Consider the following 17321-nt stretch of genomic DNA (forward strand, 5'->3'; position numbering starts at 1 on the left):
ACGGAATCAGTGCGTGTCGGGTTCAGTGCTTAAAGTCGCGATGGGCGGTCATAGTACCGCCGGAATAAAAGACGAAAATCAGGACGCGTTCGCTGCCTGGCATGGCACCGACGCTGAACTGACTAACAAAGGGGTAACTGCCGTTATTGCGGATGGCGTTTCAGCCTGTTCCCGGGCAAAAGAAGCGTCGCAAATGGCGGTTACCAGCTTTATCAACGACTATCGGCAAACATCGGTCAGCTGGACAGTAAAAAAAGCCGCAGGCCAAATTCTTACCAGTCTTAATCGCTGGTGCCACAGCCAGGTAGATTATTCTGTTGGCTCGGGCAGTCAGTGTGTCACTACCTTCACGGGTCTTATCTTTAAATCTGCAACCGCATTTGTCTTTCACGCCGGTGATAGTCGGCTCTATCGGTGCGACGCAGGCAATCTTGAGCAAATCACGAAAGATCATACCCTGGGGGGCAACAAAGGCGGATCGCTCATCCGGGCATTGGGTATAGATTCGCGGTTAGAAATTGACTACCAGTCTCTTGAGTTGCGCGTTGGTGATGTGTTCCTGTTGAGTACCGACGGATTACACGGGTTTATCTCTGCGGCGGAATTTAAAGAGATATTAAGAGATGCTGATGAAAGTAATCTTGAGCAAAAAGCGGAAGCGCTAACTCGACGGGCCATCGAAAATGGCAGTGACGACAACGTGAGTTGTCTGCTGTTGAAAGTGGTGGCTATTCCCAAGCTTAACCTTGAAGAGGCCTGTAAAAAAATTTATTCCTTAGCCATTCCTCCTGCCTTAGAGGATGGCATGAAGCTAGAGGGTTATCGTGTTGTCGAAATGCTGTTTAATGGCACCCGCAGTAGCTTATATAAAGTTGTTGAAGAGGCCACGGGGCAGTTGCGTTGTTTGAAAACGCCATCGTCTTATTTTTCTGATGATCCGGTCTATCTCGATGGCTTTCTTCGAGAAGAGTGGGTGGGCAGTACCTTGAATCACACGCATATCATGAAAATCGTGCCCCGTCCGGCATCAGCAAAATTTATGTATCACATCTGTGAGTATGTGGAAGGGGCTACGTTACGACAGTGGATTATCGACAATCCACAGCCCTCATTTGATAAAGTGCGAAGACTTATCTTGCAAATGATAAAGGCGCTTCGGGCAATGCAGCGGCAACAAATGGTGCATCGGGATATTAAACCTGAAAATGTCATGCTGACAGACGCAGGCGAAATTAAACTCATTGATTTTGGCACGGTGCTGGTTGCTGCTCACAAAGAAGTCGGGCTGCAATTGCAGGAGGGTACGCCGGTGGGATCGGTGAACTACATTGCACCTGAATACCTGATCCATAATGAAGCAGACTTCCGTAGCGACCTGTTTTCCACCGCCGTAGTCTGCTACGAATTACTTACCGGGAAACTTCCCTATAGTGAAATGAACAGTGATAGTGCAATTCCAGTTAACTATCACGCCTGGGAATATGTGCCGCTGAGCCGGTATCGTTCCGACCTCCCCATTTGGCTCGACGAGTGCCTTAAAAAAGCATTACGACCCAACCCCGCCTACCGTTATGAAGCGTTTTCTGAATTTGAAAGCGACTTGCGCACCCCCGGTGTATCGTTAACTCGCCAAACAAAACAAAAACCCTTGATTGAGCGAAATCCTGTCTTGGTTTGGCAGGGAATAAGCGTGATCTTGCTGGCTTTACTCGTTCTTTCCTTGTTTCGTCATTAATTGCGCTAAAAGTCGTGAAAAGGTTACATTGTGTCGCTAAAGTGCAGTGATGAACCGTATTTGTGCATTTTCGATGCACCCTGCATGGGTGATTTGAACGTTATTTGTGCATAAATGCACTACTTTGCTCCAAAAATCGAAAGGACTATCCTCAGCTTTTTTCTAAGTTGTTGATTTTAATTGTTTTAAAAAATTGGCATCGTTGATGCTAAATAGATTTTGTCTGAGAGAGACACACAATTAATTAAATGAAATAGCAACGTAGCTGTTTCGAAAGGCAACGAAGCCCACCGCGATTCATCAGCAGATGAATCGCGGTGGGCTTTTTTTTTGGCTGTAAGGAACCCGAAAATGAATCAGTATGAGAAGTTTGATGGAGTGAAGAAAAAGCTGAAAGGTATCGTAAGTGCATTAGCGCTGGCGGTTTCAGTTTCTGGTGTGATGAGTGCTGGAGTTCAGGCAGCTGAAGAAATTGACTGGCCCGAAAAAGAAGAACTGAAATTTGGTTTTATTAAGCTTACCGACATGGCACCCCTTGCCATTGCATATGAAAAAGGCTTTTTCGAAGACGAAGGTCTGTATGTCACTTTGGAAGCACAAGCAAACTGGAAGGTATTGCTCGACCGTGTCATCGACGGTCAATTGGATGGCGCACACATGCTGGCAGGCCAACCATTGGGTGCAACCATCGGTTTTGGTACTGAAGCACACATCATCACCGCTTTCAGCATGGACTTAAACGGTAACGGTATTACTGTTTCTAATGACATCTGGAAAGAAATGGAAAAGCACATTCCGGTTGAAGATGGTCAGCCTGTGCACCCAATCAAAGCCGACTACCTGAAGCCTGTTGTCGAAAGCTACCGTGAAGCTGGTAAGCCGTTCAACATGGGTATGGTATTCCCGGTTTCTACCCACAACTACGAACTGCGCTACTGGTTAGCCGCGGGTGGTATTCACCCTGGTTATTACGCACCACATAAAGGTGACACATCAGGTCAAATCGACGCGGAAGCTTTGCTGTCTGTAACCCCTCCACCGCAAATGCCTGCAACCATGGAAGCCGGCACAATCTATGGCTACTGCGTAGGTGAGCCATGGAACCAACAAGCGGTATTCAAAGGTATCGGCGTACCTGTTATCACTGATTACGAAATCTGGAAAAACAACCCGGAAAAAGTATTTGGTGTAAGCAATGTGTGGGCTGAAAAATATCCGAACACGCACCTTCGTGTTGTAAAAGCGATGATTCGTGCAGCGATGTGGCTGGATGAAAACAACAACGCGAACCGTCCTGAAGCAGTAAAAATTCTGTCTAAACCTTCTTATGTGGGTGCAGATGAAGCCGTACTGGCGAACTCTATGACGGGTACATTCGAATACGAAAAGGGCGACAAGCGTGACGTACCTGACTTCAACGTATTCTTCCGTTACAACGCAACCTATCCGTACTACAGCGATGCCATCTGGTATTTAACGCAAATGCGTCGTTGGGGTCAGATTTCAGAATCTAAGCCTGACAGCTGGTACATGGATATGGCGAAGAAAGTATATCGCCCTGATATTTACGCGGTTGCAGCGAAAGCACTGATTGCTGAAGGTAAAGCGAAAGCGGCTGATTTCCCTGACTTCGATTCTGAATCAGGTTTCAAACCGCCACAGAGCGAATTTATCGACGGCGTAACTTACGACGGTACCAAGCCTAACGCTTACCTTGAAAGCTTTGGTATTGGTCTGAAAGGCGACACTGTGCTTTAAGCACAGACAGGAGATACGAAAATGAGTAAGTCAGCGTCTATTGTCACATTCATCGGCTCTAAGGAAAGCAGCATGGGTAAAACGTTACTTTCACACTTACAGGCATTGTTATTGCCGGTAATTGGTTTACTGCTTTTCCTGGCTGTCTGGAATGGTGTGGCTAAAACCATTGATACGTCACTCGGGCAGTTCCCCGGTCCGGCGCAAGTTTGGGAACAGACGCTGACACTCGTTAGCGAACATAGTGCTCAGCGTGAAAAAGCCGATGCGTTCTACGCCCGACAGGAAGAGCGCAATGCTGCACGGGTCGCCAAAGACCCAACTTACGAGCCAAAAATTCGTGAGTTTACCGGTGCGCCAACCTTTTTTGACCAAATCTGGACCAGCCTATACACCGTTATGATTGGTTTCTTGATTGCGTCATTAATTGCGGTACCGGTTGGTATTGTGTGCGGCCTGAGCAAATCTGCTTATACCGCTATTAATCCTCTGATTCAGCTATTTAAACCTGTTTCTCCCTTGGCCTGGCTACCACTGGTAACCATGGTGGTCAGTGCCCTTTATGTTTCAGATGATCCAATGTTCTCGAAATCCTTTGTGACTTCTGCATTTACCGTATCGCTGTGCTGTTTGTGGCCAACGCTGATTAACACCGCTGTTGGGGTATCAAACATCGACAAAGATCTGGTGAACGTGAGTCGCGTTCTGCGCCTCAAGCCCCTTACTCACTTGTCGAAAATTGTTTTGCCTGCATCCATCCCAATGATTTTTACCGGCTTACGTTTGTCGCTGGGTATTGGCTGGATGGTTTTGATTGCCGCAGAAATGTTGGCGCAGAATCCAGGTCTAGGAAAGTTTGTATGGGACGAGTTCCAGAACGGAAGCTCAGATTCATTGGCCCGAATCATGGTTGCTGTATTAACCATCGGTGCTATCGGTTTTGTACTGGACCGCATCATGCTGATGTTGCAACGCATGGTTAGCTGGGACAAAAACAGCGTATTACGCTAATTAAGAGGATATGAGCATGAACGCAAAACATCTCGAACTGACTCAGGTAGGAATCGACTTTCCTACACCTAAAGGCCCTTTTACTGCGTTACGCGACGTAAACCTGAATATCAAAAAAGGGGAGTTTATCTCGCTAATTGGTCACTCAGGTTGTGGTAAGTCGACGGTACTGAATATCGTGGCCGGCCTTCATCAGGCAACCACGGGTGGCGTTATTCTGGATAACGTAGAAGTGAAGGAACCGGGTCCGGAACGCGCCGTGGTGTTCCAAAACCATTCTTTGTTGCCATGGTTGTCGGTGTATAAAAATGTAGAGCTTGCTGTTAAGCAAACGCTGCGTGGCAAAAGTAAAGCTGAGATCAGAGAGTGGGTGATGCACAACCTGGAATTGGTGCACATGACTCACGCCATCGACAAGCTACCTTCAGAAATTTCTGGTGGTATGAAACAGCGGGTCGGTATTGCTCGAGCACTGGCGATGGAACCGAAGGTTCTGCTAATGGACGAACCCTTCGGTGCACTGGATGCATTAACCCGCGCCCACCTGCAAGACTCGTTAATGGAAATCCACGCCGATTTAGGCAATACCGTTATCATGATTACCCACGATGTTGACGAAGCCGTGCTGCTTTCTGATCGCATTGTTATGATGACCAATGGGCCTGCCGCCACAGTCGGCGAAATACTTGAGGTGAATTTGCCTCGTCCCCGAAATCGTCTGGTGCTAGCTGACAATCCGGAATACAACCACTATCGCCATGAAGTGCTGACTTTCTTGTATGAAAAACAGAAGAAAGTGGAGCCAGTGAGCGCAAGAAAATCAGGCACGGAAAAAGGCGCGTCATCAAGCAAGACTGACGCCGCTTAAAAAAACAACACTTAAATAAAAATCAATGAGATAGCTCGGCCAATTGGATCGGGCGGGCTATCTCTGACTCAAAATCAGAGGAATACACAATGAAACCAACTGCATTTTTCAAAAAAACAGTCGTCGCAGTCGCACTCTCTGGTGCACTTTTCCCTGCGATGGCCGCCGACTGGTATGACGCAATGAAGCAATCTACAGCAACCGCTGATTTTCGTGTGCGCTATGAAGGTGTGGATCAAGACAATGCATTGAAAGATGCTAGTGCACTGACGCTGCGTACGCTGGTTGGTGTGACCACCGGTAGCTACAATGGCTTCTCGGTTACCGCGCAAATGGAAGATGTGCGTATTGCGTTTGACCAAGGCGAATACTCTGTGCCACCTACAGGTTTCAAGCCAGGCGAATATTCAGTTGTTGCCGACCCTGAGACCACCGAATTACATCAAGGCTTTGTACAGTACAAAAATGAAAACCTGACTCTGAAAGCCGGTCGTCAAATCATCGCTCTCGATGGACACCGGTTTGTTGGTCACGTTGGCTGGCGTCAGGATTGGCAAACGTTTGATGCCGTTTCTGCAAAATACACCTATGGTGACCTCACAGCATTCTACGGTTATGTTACTCAGCGTAACCGCATCTTCGCTGAAGCACAGGATCTAGACAGCAAAGATCACCTGGTTAACGTGTCTTACGTTAGCCCTATCGGTAAGTTCACGGGTTATGCGTATCTGCTTGAAGTTGATAACGATACCAACAACTCATTAGATACTTACGGTATCAGCTATGCAGGCAGCACTGAACTCGATGGATTCAAACTGATTTATAACGCTGAATTTGCTACCCAAAGTAATGACTCTGGCGCGGCCAGCTACGATGCCGACTATCTGATGTTGGAAGGTGGTGCCGTAGTATCTGGCTTCACCGGAAAGGTTACCTATGAAGTATTGGGTTCAGATGACGGCATGTACGGTTTCTCAACCCCGTTAGCAACGCTACACAAATTTAACGGTTGGAGTGACCAATTCCTGGCAACACCAGCTCAAGGTCTTGAAGATTTGTCATTCACCATCACTGGCCCACTATTTGGTGGTAAAGTGTTGGCTGCCTACCATGAGTTTGATGCTGATGAAGCTACGGCAGAAATCAGTGATCTGGGTAGCGAACTTAATTTACAATATGTGACGAAGTTTGCAGAACATTTCTCACTCGGTGTTAAGTATGCGACCTACGATGCCGGCGACATTAAAGTGGATACAGATAAAGTATGGGTGTGGGTAGGCTTAAAATTCTAAACAATCAGACTACCGGGGTTATTCTCTGCGGTGGTAAGTCCTCCAGAATGGGGCGGGATAAGTCTCGTCTGAAACTGGGGGGCAGCACGTTACTCGACGTCACGCGTCAGCGTCTTTCAACCGTGACAGAAAACGTGTTCACTGCAGGCCGGGAAGATTGTGATTTTATCGATACCTACAAAGACAAAGGGCCTGCTATGGCCCTTTTCAGTTTGCTTGAACAAGCTGATGTGGAGGACGGGGCAAGGCTTCTATGCATGCCGGTAGATATGCCGCTGTGTTCTGTTGCTTGTTTACAAGCTGCCCTTGATGCCAGTCGTAACAATAACTGTAGCGTGTACGCATTAGATGCAGTGATGCCATTAGTGTTGTTGTACTCGGAAGAAGGATTTCGTCAGTTGCAGCAGCGCACAGCAGAAAACGCATCGTTATCATTACGGGGCTTACTTCACTGTTTTAACGGCGAAGCAGTTGATTTACAGCGATTCGGGAACGAACTTATGAATGTGAACGATCCCGACGACTGGGCAAAAATTAACGAACTGACGAAATAAAACGGGTAGCCGTTTACGCAGTAAGCCAGCCTTTTGACACCGCCAAATCCAACTGTTCGTTCACATAGGCCCACAATTTAGGTGCACAATGCTCAAGATGGGCATTTCTGGCCAGAATTTTACTTTTCGCTACGTTGTGGCGAACCCAACTTCCGCCTTCTGCTGCCATATTCTGGAACACCGGTAAAACCCGATCCATGGCTTTGGCAAATTTAGCATCTGCGGTTTCTGCCGCCTCAAACTCATGCCACAAAGCATGAAGATGTTTCCCTTGGGCTTCAGGCAGCAAGCCGAAAATGCGGTCTGCGGCAGCGAATTCCTTGGTTTCTTGTTCTGCATGATCTGCCACTTCTGCAAAGGCAAATAAGTCACCGGCATCAATTTCCACCAGATCGTGGATCAGTATCATCTGCGTGACGCGCTGAATGTCTATTGCCTGCTCGGCATAAGGCGCTAACACGTTAGCCATTAACGCCACATGCCAGCTGTGCTCTGCACTATTTTCCTGTCGATCACCGTCGCAAGGTAAACGTACTTGTCGCTTCACGGCTTTAAGTTGATCGAGTTCGCGGATGAAATCGGCAAAGGCCTGAATATCGCTCATTGCTACCTCCAAAAAATAAGCTCCAAATAAAAAACGCGCCATTGGGGCGCGTTTTTCAAATCATATTTGTGTTACTGCTGAGAAAGCCAAACAACCAAATCTCTAACGTCATCGAAAGTCATGCCTTGTACAAAGGTTGCCTTGTATTTACCGTTTACGATAAATGTTGGCGTACCGGTCACATCTTTACGATATTGTTCCTGAATTTTCAGGTTTTTCTTCACCATATTATCAACAGAGAAGTTAGATGTTTTCGCTAACTTGTCGAACTCTTCCGGGTCGACATCATTAACCACAAAGATGTTTTTCAAATCAGACATTCCACCTATTGAGGCACGTTGCTGATGAATGTAGTTAAAGATTGCACCGTTCAACTCATCTTCACGTTTTAGCACGCGACCAATCATCATGGCGCGGGTGGCGTCATCCTGTACTGATTCGTCCGCACCAGGCATGAAGTTCACGTGGATCTTGGTAAACTTTACGTTTTCTGGCAGGGCTTTTTTGATTTCGGCAACCACTGGCTCGAAACGGAAGCAGTGACCGCACCAGAAGGAAGCGAACTCATAAACCGTAGGCTTTGACGTTGCCGGCTGGTCTAATACTTCGTAATGGGTTCCTTCTTTCCACTTAACGTCATCTGCGCAAGCCTGCAGAGGAAGCAGCAGGGCAGTCAACAGAAATAAAGCAATTTTTTTCATCGGTTAACAATCCATAATACAAAATCAAAAAAAGAGTACCACAGTGATCCCGTGCCGACTAGCGTTCACGACAAGATGTCGTAAACGCGAGTTAACAGCAAGTTTCGGCCTAAGTCTGGATTAATAACCCAGCTTTAGCGGTGGCTCGTGAAGCGCTGCCAATTGTTCTTTAAGTGCAAGGATCTGCCCTTCCCAGTATTTATCTTCGGCAAACCAGGGAAACGCCCGCGGAAATGCCGGGTCTTCCCAGCGTTGAGACAACCAGGCCATATAATGCACCATACGCATGGCACGAAGCGGCTCAATCAGCGCAAGTTGGTTGTTGTCGAAGCTGTGGAATTCTTCGTAAGCTTCTACCAGTACATCCAACTGCAGCAATTGTTGTTGCCTGTCACCACACAGCATCATCCACAAATCCTGGATGGCTGGCCCCATACGACAATCATCTAAATCCACAAACATGGGGCCGTCTCGCCAGAGAATGTTGCCTGGGTGACAGTCGCCATGAAGGCGAATAAGGTCGGTGGCGCTGTACCGCTTTTGGGTTTCTTTAATCAATGGGTCAAGAATAGCAAAAAAGGCGGTCTCTAAATGGCGTGGCAATAGTCGGCTTGTGGTGAGGATCTTTCGAGGTTTGTCGAGAAAATTCTGCAGATTAAGTTCGGGGCGAAATTGAAAAGGCTTAGCCTGCGCGACGCGATGCATGCGGCCGATGAAGCGTCCCATCCACTCAAGCTGATCGAGGTTATCAACTTCGAACTGCCGTCCACCGGCAGACGGAAATACAGCAAAACGGAATCCGCATGCATGGTGCAGGGTTTTCCCGTCGACTTCCATCGGCGCCACCAGTGGAATATCGGCATCGGCGATTTCTTTGGCGAAACTGTGTTCTTCAAGGATTTGTTCATCGCTCCAGCGACTGGGGCGATAGAATTTAACCACCAGACGCTGACCGTCATCGGCTTTGAACTGGTAAACCCGGTTTTCATAGCTGTTTAGCGCCAGCAAGCCAGATTCTGGGAAAATCCGGCAACTTTCAAGGGCGTCTAATACGGTGTCAGGGCTTAAGCCCGCAAAGGCAAAATCGCCTTGTTCTTTATTATCTGTAGAGGAATTTTGTTGGTTCATCGACTTCCACAACATTGCCCTCAGCATCTTCGGTACGGACATGGAAATAAATGTCTGTCACCGCCTCGCTAAGGTTCTTCGGAGAGGTTTCCAGAGATAGTGGCATACTGAAGACTTCTCCGCCACCAACAGTTACTGTGGTATCGGCTAAAATATTGTAGCTAGCTAAACCTTTCACCTCGATAGTGTAGGTATGGGTGTCCTGAGATTTGTTCAGAATTTTGATGGTGTAGACGTTCTCTACATTGCCCCGGCCGTTTTCTCGGAACAGGGAGTTGCGATCACGTATCAGGTCGACTTCTAATGGTGAGCGAGTGAGAATATCTGCCATGAGCAGGCCAATCATCACTAACAGTACCACGAAATAGCCAATCAGTTTGGGCCGCACAATATTTGTATGGCCTCCTGTAAGACGCTCTTCAGACGTAAAACTAATCAGCCCTTTGGGATAGTTCATTTTCTCCATAACGCCATTGCAGGCATCTACACACGCACCGCAGTTGATACATTCATATTGCAGTCCATTGCGAATATCGATACCGGTAGGGCATACCTGCACACACAGGTTGCAGTCGATACAATCACCGAGCGCTTTGTCAGCCAATTCTTCATGCTTCAGTTTACGGGGGCGAGGTCCACGTTTCTCCCCTCGGTTGTAATCGTAAGAAACCGTAAAGGTGTCTTTATCGAACATGGCAGATTGAAAGCGGGCGTAAGGGCACATGTGGGTACACATGATTTCTCGCATCCAACCGGCATTCCCATAGGTACAACCTGCGAAGAACAGAATTGAAAATACCGCCCAGAAACTGGCATTGAAGGTAAAAAAGTCGATAAACAAGGCGCCGATCGGTGTGAAGTAACCTACAAAGGTGAGGGCGGTGAGCATGGCAACAGAAAGCCAGGCAATATGCTTGAGTGATTTGCGCCAGAACTTATCGAAATCGAGAGGGCGCTCATCCAGCTTAATGCGCTTGTTACGGGGCCCTTCAATTTTTTCTTCAAACCACACGTACATATAAACCCAAGTGGTTTGCGGGCACATAAATCCACACCACACCCGCCCGGCGAAAGTGGTGACAAAAAACAGCGCGAATGCACCGACAATAAAGATGTATGCCAGTAACGTGAGATCTTGCGGCCACAGCGTGAGACCAAAAATGGTAAAACGCTGGTTCATAATATCCAGCAGAATAGCCTGATGCCCGTCGTATTGAATCCAGGGAATGAGCGCAAAAATACCAACAAAAATAAAGCCAAATAAGCGGCGGAACGTCTCGATAGGGCCCTTAACGGCACGAACATAAATTTGGCTGCGCGCCGATGGGCGTTTTTTGTTACTGCCACCGGGCGGCTGATGCACTTTTACCGGAGAGACGTTTTTTACCTGAATTTGTTCGCTCATGAAGGCAACCTTACTGACACAGGTGTCTGTTATTTGCTGCCAGTATAGCAAGAGTAGATAAGCCAGACTTAATACAGATCAAGAAAAAAAGTGCATAACAGTCTGTTCCGGCTTATTAAAAACAATATTCAGGTATAAAACTCAAACTATTTAATTAGCTTTCAGGCGGTTATATTCTCAACAGGTTATCAGGTTAAATATAAAGCCGTGTCTCTGCTGTCTGAATGAGATTGGCTTTGCGATTACAGGGTCAGGTTAATCAGATGTGGCGTGGTTTTTTGGTGATATCAGAGATAGCAGTACTGATCTTTGTGCTCCGTTTACCAATGGTTCAGTATATTTTTAAAGATGCTCAGGCTGAAGTGAGTAGCTGGTATGAATATGTAGCCACATGGCAGGAACGCAAAGAACTGGAATCTCTGCTATCGGTAACGGCACCCATGCGGGAACAACTTCGTCCGTTCCAACAGGATTATGTCGATGACATCCTGCAAAGTCGCGATAGCATCATTTCTTTTCATCACACCTATTGCGTAACCGACGATATTAACCCCTTTATTAGTGGTGGCGAGTTGAGGCATTTTTGCGCCGCCATCGCCAGTACGGAACTGCTGTCTGCCACGTTGTAATTGCAACGATACCAAGTGGCCCCCCGCACTATATACTTTCCTACACGTATTTCCCTCGCTGAATCGCATAGCGCGTTTCTGCGTTATTTTGATCTCAGTCGTTCAGCTTAAGTTCATCTGCCTTGTTTAATAATAAACGCCCACAATGGGAACAAATCGGTGATATTCTGTTCTAATCATCATGAGGCACCCATTTGTGCATGTGTAGTCGTTCGAACGGGTGCTCTGTGGTTTGGCACTTCGCGGCAGTTGTCTATTTTCTAAAGGAGACAAAGCATGAATACTCTGACGAAAGCTGTGCTGGTTTCGTTGGCAACAAGCAGCCTGACAATATCGGCAAATGCACTGGCTGCATCTGTAGAAATTAATTGGCAGAATCCTGAAAAGTACGCAGATGTAAGGCCGACGAATGAAAGTCGGGTTAAGTTTCGTGAACGCACTTTCGAGGCCCTCGATAAGTACGTGGGTGAACTCGCTGAAAAGCTGCCTGAGAAAGAAAAATTATCAATGACCGTCACCAATCTGGATCTTGCGGGGCAGGTATGGCCAAGCAGTTTCGTATTCGGCAACGCCACAGGCAGTGACGTTCGCATCATTAAGCGTGTGGACATTCCCCGAATTTCGTTTTCTTATTCACTCACTGATGATAGTGGCAAAGTACTAAAAAGTGCTGATGTGAAGTTAAAAGACATGAGCTTTCTTGATAATCCATCCACGTTCAGACAAAACGAATATCTGGGATATGAGAAAGCGATGCTGAAAGATTGGTTTGATGAAGAAATGGCCGATGCTCTCGCACAAAACTAACGTTTAGCATACTGCTCGTTTACAAAAAAACCTGACGTCGTTCAGGTTTTTTTATGCCCGCTCCTCGATTAAATTTACATATAAATCTAACCTAATATTCCTGCAGCCCTTACCAAGCAATACCTGTAGACCAGTTGGTCAAAATAATGTCAGTTTGGGTCAAAAAGTTGTCATTTCTCTGTAGTATTTTCTTTATACTCTTCAACTGCACTTTGGGACAGTTTCTAATAACAAGCAGGAGCAACAATAATGAAAGCACCTATCGTGCTTCCTTTGGTATTGGGGATTACAGCCTCAGTCTCTGCCAGTGGCAGTGACTTGCTGATATCTCAGTACGTCGAGGGAAGTAGTAGCAATAAAGCATTGGAACTCTACAATCCAACGACAGAAAGTGTGTCTCTCAGTGGTTATACCATTTCCGTATACAATAATGGTGGCTTGTCAGCCAGTTCCATTGTTGATTTAAGTGGTTCTATCGCGCCGGGCGGTACGTTAGTTATTGCGCAATCAGGCGCGGAAGATGCGTTGAAGGCCCTGGCCGATGAGTTAACAACCCAGAGCCTGTACAATGGTGATGATGCGATTATTCTCACCGACGACGCGGGCAACATACTCGACAGTATTGGTCAGCTCGGTGTCGATCCGGGTTCATCCTGGAGCGAAGGTGGCCTGTCTACCAAAGACCAAACCCTCATCCGTAATAGCTCAGTGACCACGGGCGATACCAATCCTAACGATGCCTATGGACTCGGCGAATGGGTTGGCCTGCCTCAGAACGACTACACCGGTCTGGGCTCTCACGACTACGACGGTGGTGGTGATGGCGACGGTGGTGGCGGCGAAGATGAAGATCTCGGCGGCGTTTGTACCAATTGCCCAGATATCGATAAAGTGGCTGACGCCTCGACTTTTGATCCTGCTGTTTATTATGCTGCAGTGCAGTCCGAAATCGACGCCGGTTCTGATACCGCTATTATTCGTCAAATCCTCAGTGAAACGATCTCCGGTCAGCACGTACTGACATACAGTGAAGTGTGGACTGCCTTAACGGAAACAGACGAAGATCCCGCGAATCCTGACAACATCCTGTTGATTTACTCAGGAAACTCTATTCCAAAGTCAGAAAATGGTTCGGGTAGCGATTCATCACAGCCTGATTACTGGAACCGTGAGCATAGCTGGCCGAAAAGTCATGGCTTTAGCAGTTCAAGCGCAGAAGCTTACACTGATATTCAGCATCTTCGCCCTTCTGATATCACGGTAAACAGCTCTCGTGGCAATCTGGATTTTGATTATTCTGATGCGCCTCTGCCGGAAGCGCCTGCTAACCGTCGTGACAGCGATTCCTTTGAACCTCGCGATGCGGTGAAAGGGGATATTGCCCGTCAAATGCTGTACATGGATATCCGCTACGAAGGCGCGGGTAGTGATGTTACACCAGACTTAGCGCTGGTTAACCGCATCACCAGTTCTGGCGAACCTTCGCTGGGTAAACTGTGTACCTTGCTGGCGTGGAATGATGCTGACCCGGTTGATGTTGTTGAAACTAACCGTCAAAGTGCAATTTACGAATATCAGGGCAACCGTAACCCGTTTGTTGACCATCCTGAGTGGGTTAGCCTGTTCTATAGTGCTGATAGCTGTGATGCTGTAGAGCCAGAACCAACGCCTGATCCCGAGCCAGAGCCGGAACCAGAGCCAACTCCGGTACCAGGTGGATTCTCACCGCTTACCCTGACCGGTGTTTTTGATGGCCCGTTGAGTGGCGGTACACCAAAAGGTATCGAACTGTTCGTTAATCAGAACATCGACGACTTAAGTACCTGTGGTGTGGGCAGTGCAAATAACGGTGGTGGCACTGACGGCGAAGAATTTACCTTCCCAGCAGTCTCTGCGGTTGCAGGCCAGTTTATTTACATCGCCAGCGAATCTGCAGGTTTTGAAGCTTTCTTCGGTTTTGCACCTGACTATACCAGTGGCGCGATGTCGATTAATGGTGACGACGCCATTGAAGTATTCTGTGACGGTGAAGTTGTTGATCTTTACGGCGACATCAACACCGATGGCACAGGTGAAGCCTGGGATCACTTAGACAGCTGGGCATACCGTATTGCCGGTGGTCCATCAGCTACCTTTGATGTTGCCAACTGGGAAGTGGCCGGCACCAATGTTTTCGATGGCGAAACCAGCAATGCAACGGCAGCAGTACCGTTCCCAATTGGTACCTACGTTACTCCAGCTACAGAACTGTTCTTCTCTGAATACATTGAAGGTAGCTCTAACAACAAAGCGCTGGAAATTGTAAACCTCACATCTGCACCTGTTGATTTAAGTGCTTACGATGTTCAGATGTTCATTAATGGACGTGACTACGCAGGTCAAACTTTCACATTAAGTGGCACATTAGCGCCGGGCGATGTGTATGTATTGGCAAACAGCGGCTCAGACAGTGCCATCCTTGCGGTTGCCGATCTCACCAGTGGTTCATTAACGTTCAACGGCGACGACGCCATTGTGTTACGCAACAACGGTGAAATCGTTGATAGCTTTGGTCGTATTGGCGAAGATCCAGGTTCTTACTGGCAGGGCGATGACGTTCGCACGCAAAACCGCACACTGGTGCGTAATGCTGCCATTACCGAAGGCGATACAGAAGCCTATGACGAATTCGATCCTAGCCTTGAGTGGGATGTTTACGACCAGGATACGTTCCAGTTCCTTGGCGCTTATGGCAGCTCAGACGGCGGCGGCGGTGACGAAATCGGTGTTTGTGGCGACGAAGCAACCTTTATCAGTGAAGTGCAGGGTTCAGGTGCTGAATCACCACTGGCTGGGCAAAGCGTGGTTATCGAAGCTATCGTTACTCATGTAACACCTGCGCTGGAAGGTTTCTGGGTTCAGGAAGAAGCGGCAGATTCTGACGGCGATGACACCACGTCTGAAGGTGTATTTATTGCAAGTACTTCACTTATCGAAGTTGTTACCGAAGGTGATGTGATTCGTGTTGCAGGTAATGTGACTGAAGATTACGGTCGTACCCTTGTTGAAGCCACGTCTGACGCACTGATTTGCGGTACTGGCGCAGTCACGCCGGTAGTGATTTCATTACCGATGGAAAGTGCTGACAGCTTCGAAAAATACGAAGGCATGGTGGTAACTAGCAGTGCAAACTGGACCATCAGCAACATCTATCCTTACAGCGATTTTGGCGAAGTGTGGGTGTCTACAGAACGTCTGTTCAATCCTACGCAAATCCATTTGCCTGGTACTGAAGCATCAGCTGCGCTGGCTGCAAGTAATGCTCTGGATGTATTAATCATCGACGACAACGCCGATGGCTACGCTTCTGAGTGGATGTTACCTGAGGGTGGTTTTAATCCGGACAATACCATTCGCTCTGGTGACCTGATCACAGGCGTAACGGGTGTTATGGATTATGGTTACTCCGCTTACCGTATTCGTCCTACGGAAGTGCCTTCACTGGTTGCAGAAAACTACCGTGAAAGTTCACCCTATGTGGAAGAAGGTAACCTGAAAGTTGCTAGCTTCAACGTGCTGAACCTGTTTAATGGTGACGGTAACGGCGAAGGCTTCCCAACAGCTCGCGGTGCAGACTCACTGTCAGAATACGAGCGTCAGTTAGCGAAAATCGTTAACGCGCTGGTTGAGATCGACGCTGATGTACTGGGCCTGATGGAAATCGAAAACGATGGTTTTGGCCCGTTGAGCGCGGTTGCACAGCTTACCGAAGCCTTAAACGATGAGTTCGGTGAAGGCACTTATGCTTACGTTGATGCCGGTGGCGACCAACTGGGCACCGATGCAATTACCTCAGGTATTCTGTATCGTCCAGCTGTGGTAACACCTGTAGGCTCGCCAGCTATTCTGCTGGAAGCGAATAGTATCGTTGACGAAGAAGGTCCGTTGTTCGTGGATTACGGTAACCGTCCTTCGCTGTCTCAACTGTTCACCCACGTTGAGTCGGGTAAAACGTTTGCTGTTGACGTAAACCACCTGAAGTCAAAAGGTTCAAGCTCAAGCTGTCAGGAAGATGGCGATTTAGAGCAAGGCTACTGTAATCGTAAGCGTACCCGTGCAGCGATTGCTATTACTGCGTTCTTAGAGCAAACCTATGGCGACACGGCGACTATTCTGCTGGGCGACTACAACGCTTACGCAAAAGAAGATCCTATTCAGGTACTGGCATCGGCGGGTTATGCAGATTCTGTTGCCGAAATGAAAGGTAATGCTTCTTACAGCTACTCTTACGATGGCCTGGCAGGAACACTGGATTACATGCTGGTGAACCAAGCGGCTATGGACATGATGGTAGACGTAAACGAATGGCACATTAACAGTGATGAGCCTGAATTTTACGATTACAACGAAGAGTACAAGCCGGCTTCATTCCTGAATGAACTGGTATATCGCGCTTCTGACCACGATCCTGTGATTGGTACTTATCTGCTGGAAGCAGAAGAAGAGCCAGTAACCGGCGACTGGGATGGTGATGGCGATGTTGACCGTGATGATGTCACAGCACTGATGCGAGCTATTTTTGCCCGTCAGGAAATTGATATGTCATTCGACCTGAACAACGATGGCCGTGTAAATGCACGCGACATCGGTGCTATGCGTCGTATGTGTACCCGCAGAGGCTGTGCGACGGAAGATGCTACGCCATCAGGCCGTGGCCGCACCCTTGCTTCCGCGGTTACGACTAAAGCGGCAGCGATATCAAGTTTGTTAAATCGCAACCGTTAATCTGGTCGTAAAACCATTTTTGAAAGCGCTCGGTTAACGCCGGGCGCTTTTTTTTGTGTGTTTTA

The 17321-nt window shown here is 47.8% G+C and carries 13 protein-coding genes; 9 read left to right on the top strand and 4 right to left on the bottom strand.

Annotated features, from left to right (window positions below):
* The first annotated feature begins 13 nt into the window (after nucleotides 1-13).
* The 6 genes from BFC18_RS03445 (at nucleotide 14) to mobA (ending at nucleotide 7218) form a co-directional block, all read left to right on the top strand.
* On the top strand, nucleotides 14-1735 hold the full coding sequence (locus tag BFC18_RS03445) for a bifunctional protein-serine/threonine kinase/phosphatase (RefSeq protein WP_342670027.1): 1722 nt from the start codon (nucleotides 14-16) through the stop codon (nucleotides 1733-1735).
* Between the two features lie 441 nt (nucleotides 1736-2176).
* Nucleotides 2177-3493, top strand: coding sequence for a CmpA/NrtA family ABC transporter substrate-binding protein (locus tag BFC18_RS03450; protein WP_245680332.1), 1317 nt, complete (start codon nucleotides 2177-2179; stop codon nucleotides 3491-3493).
* A gap of 21 nt (nucleotides 3494-3514) precedes the next feature.
* Nucleotides 3515-4504: an ABC transporter permease gene (locus BFC18_RS03455; protein ID WP_070123799.1), complete on the top strand. Its 990-nt coding sequence runs from the start codon at nucleotides 3515-3517 to the stop codon at nucleotides 4502-4504.
* A gap of 16 nt (nucleotides 4505-4520) precedes the next feature.
* Nucleotides 4521-5372, top strand: coding sequence for an ABC transporter ATP-binding protein (locus BFC18_RS03460; protein ID WP_070123800.1), 852 nt, complete (start codon nucleotides 4521-4523; stop codon nucleotides 5370-5372).
* An 89-nt stretch (nucleotides 5373-5461) separates the two neighbouring features.
* Nucleotides 5462-6664, top strand: coding sequence for an alginate export family protein (locus BFC18_RS03465; RefSeq protein ID WP_070123801.1), 1203 nt, complete (start codon nucleotides 5462-5464; stop codon nucleotides 6662-6664).
* The gene (gene mobA / locus BFC18_RS03470; RefSeq protein ID WP_170826557.1) at nucleotides 6643-7218 is read left to right on the top strand and encodes a molybdenum cofactor guanylyltransferase; all 576 of its coding nucleotides are present in this window, start codon (nucleotides 6643-6645) and stop codon (nucleotides 7216-7218) included. Before BFC18_RS03465 ends, mobA begins: the two co-directional genes overlap by 22 nt.
* Nucleotides 7219-7231: 13 nt before the next feature.
* Here mobA and BFC18_RS03475 read toward each other — a convergent pair whose 3' ends face one another.
* The 4 genes from BFC18_RS03475 to ccoG form a co-directional block, all read right to left on the bottom strand.
* On the bottom strand, nucleotides 7232-7822 hold the full coding sequence (locus BFC18_RS03475; RefSeq protein ID WP_070123942.1) for an HD domain-containing protein: 591 nt from the start codon (nucleotides 7820-7822) through the stop codon (nucleotides 7232-7234).
* Nucleotides 7823-7893: 71 nt separating this feature from the next.
* Nucleotides 7894-8523 carry a thiol:disulfide interchange protein DsbA/DsbL gene (locus tag BFC18_RS03480; protein WP_070123803.1) on the bottom strand — a complete coding sequence of 210 codons (630 nt, stop codon included), beginning with the start codon at nucleotides 8521-8523 and terminating at the stop codon, nucleotides 7894-7896.
* 120 nt (nucleotides 8524-8643) lie between these two features.
* The gene (locus BFC18_RS03485) at nucleotides 8644-9651 is read right to left on the bottom strand and encodes a serine/threonine protein kinase (RefSeq protein WP_070123804.1); all 1008 of its coding nucleotides are present in this window, start codon (nucleotides 9649-9651) and stop codon (nucleotides 8644-8646) included.
* A complete protein-coding gene (gene ccoG / locus BFC18_RS03490) occupies nucleotides 9623-11056 on the bottom strand; it encodes a cytochrome c oxidase accessory protein CcoG (RefSeq protein ID WP_070123805.1) in 1434 nt (477 codons plus the stop codon). The genes BFC18_RS03485 and ccoG overlap by 29 nt, the downstream gene beginning before the upstream one ends.
* 263 nt (nucleotides 11057-11319) lie before the next feature.
* Between ccoG and BFC18_RS03495 the strand changes: the two genes are divergently transcribed.
* From BFC18_RS03495 to BFC18_RS03505, 3 genes are all read left to right on the top strand, one after another.
* Complete coding sequence (locus BFC18_RS03495; RefSeq protein WP_070123806.1) at nucleotides 11320-11685, top strand: hypothetical protein; 366 nt, start codon at nucleotides 11320-11322, stop codon at nucleotides 11683-11685.
* 276 nt (nucleotides 11686-11961) lie between these two features.
* Entirely contained in the window at nucleotides 11962-12492 is a 531-nt protein-coding gene (locus BFC18_RS03500) for a DUF3016 domain-containing protein (RefSeq protein ID WP_070123807.1), read from the top strand.
* Between the two features lie 249 nt (nucleotides 12493-12741).
* On the top strand, nucleotides 12742-17256 hold the full coding sequence (locus BFC18_RS03505) for an ExeM/NucH family extracellular endonuclease (RefSeq protein ID WP_070123808.1): 4515 nt from the start codon (nucleotides 12742-12744) through the stop codon (nucleotides 17254-17256).
* Nucleotides 17257-17321: the final 65 nt, after the last annotated feature.

It is taken from the genome of Alteromonas confluentis, assembly GCF_001757105.1.
GTDB lineage: Bacteria > Pseudomonadota > Gammaproteobacteria > Enterobacterales > Alteromonadaceae > Alteromonas > Alteromonas confluentis.

What these genes read in the sequence shown, in the direction of transcription:
- BFC18_RS03500 (WP_070123807.1), top strand. Translation starts at nt 11,962, where the DNA reads ATGAATACTCTGACGAAAGCTGTGCTGGTTTCGTTGGCAACAAGCAGC.
- BFC18_RS03495 (WP_070123806.1), top strand. Translation starts at nt 11,320, where the DNA reads ATGTGGCGTGGTTTTTTGGTGATATCAGAGATAGCAGTACTGATCTTT.
- BFC18_RS03485 (WP_070123804.1), bottom strand. Translation starts at nt 9,651, where the DNA reads ATGAACCAACAAAATTCCTCTACAGATAATAAAGAACAAGGCGATTTT.
- BFC18_RS03460 (WP_070123800.1), top strand. Translation starts at nt 4,521, where the DNA reads ATGAACGCAAAACATCTCGAACTGACTCAGGTAGGAATCGACTTTCCT.
- BFC18_RS03480 (WP_070123803.1), bottom strand. Translation starts at nt 8,523, where the DNA reads ATGAAAAAAATTGCTTTATTTCTGTTGACTGCCCTGCTGCTTCCTCTG.
- BFC18_RS03505 (WP_070123808.1), top strand. Translation starts at nt 12,742, where the DNA reads ATGAAAGCACCTATCGTGCTTCCTTTGGTATTGGGGATTACAGCCTCA.
- BFC18_RS03475 (WP_070123942.1), bottom strand. Translation starts at nt 7,822, where the DNA reads ATGAGCGATATTCAGGCCTTTGCCGATTTCATCCGCGAACTCGATCAA.
- BFC18_RS03450 (WP_245680332.1), top strand. Translation starts at nt 2,177, where the DNA reads ATGAGTGCTGGAGTTCAGGCAGCTGAAGAAATTGACTGGCCCGAAAAA.
- BFC18_RS03455 (WP_070123799.1), top strand. Translation starts at nt 3,515, where the DNA reads ATGAGTAAGTCAGCGTCTATTGTCACATTCATCGGCTCTAAGGAAAGC.
- BFC18_RS03465 (WP_070123801.1), top strand. Translation starts at nt 5,462, where the DNA reads ATGAAACCAACTGCATTTTTCAAAAAAACAGTCGTCGCAGTCGCACTC.
- ccoG (WP_070123805.1), bottom strand. Translation starts at nt 11,056, where the DNA reads ATGAGCGAACAAATTCAGGTAAAAAACGTCTCTCCGGTAAAAGTGCAT.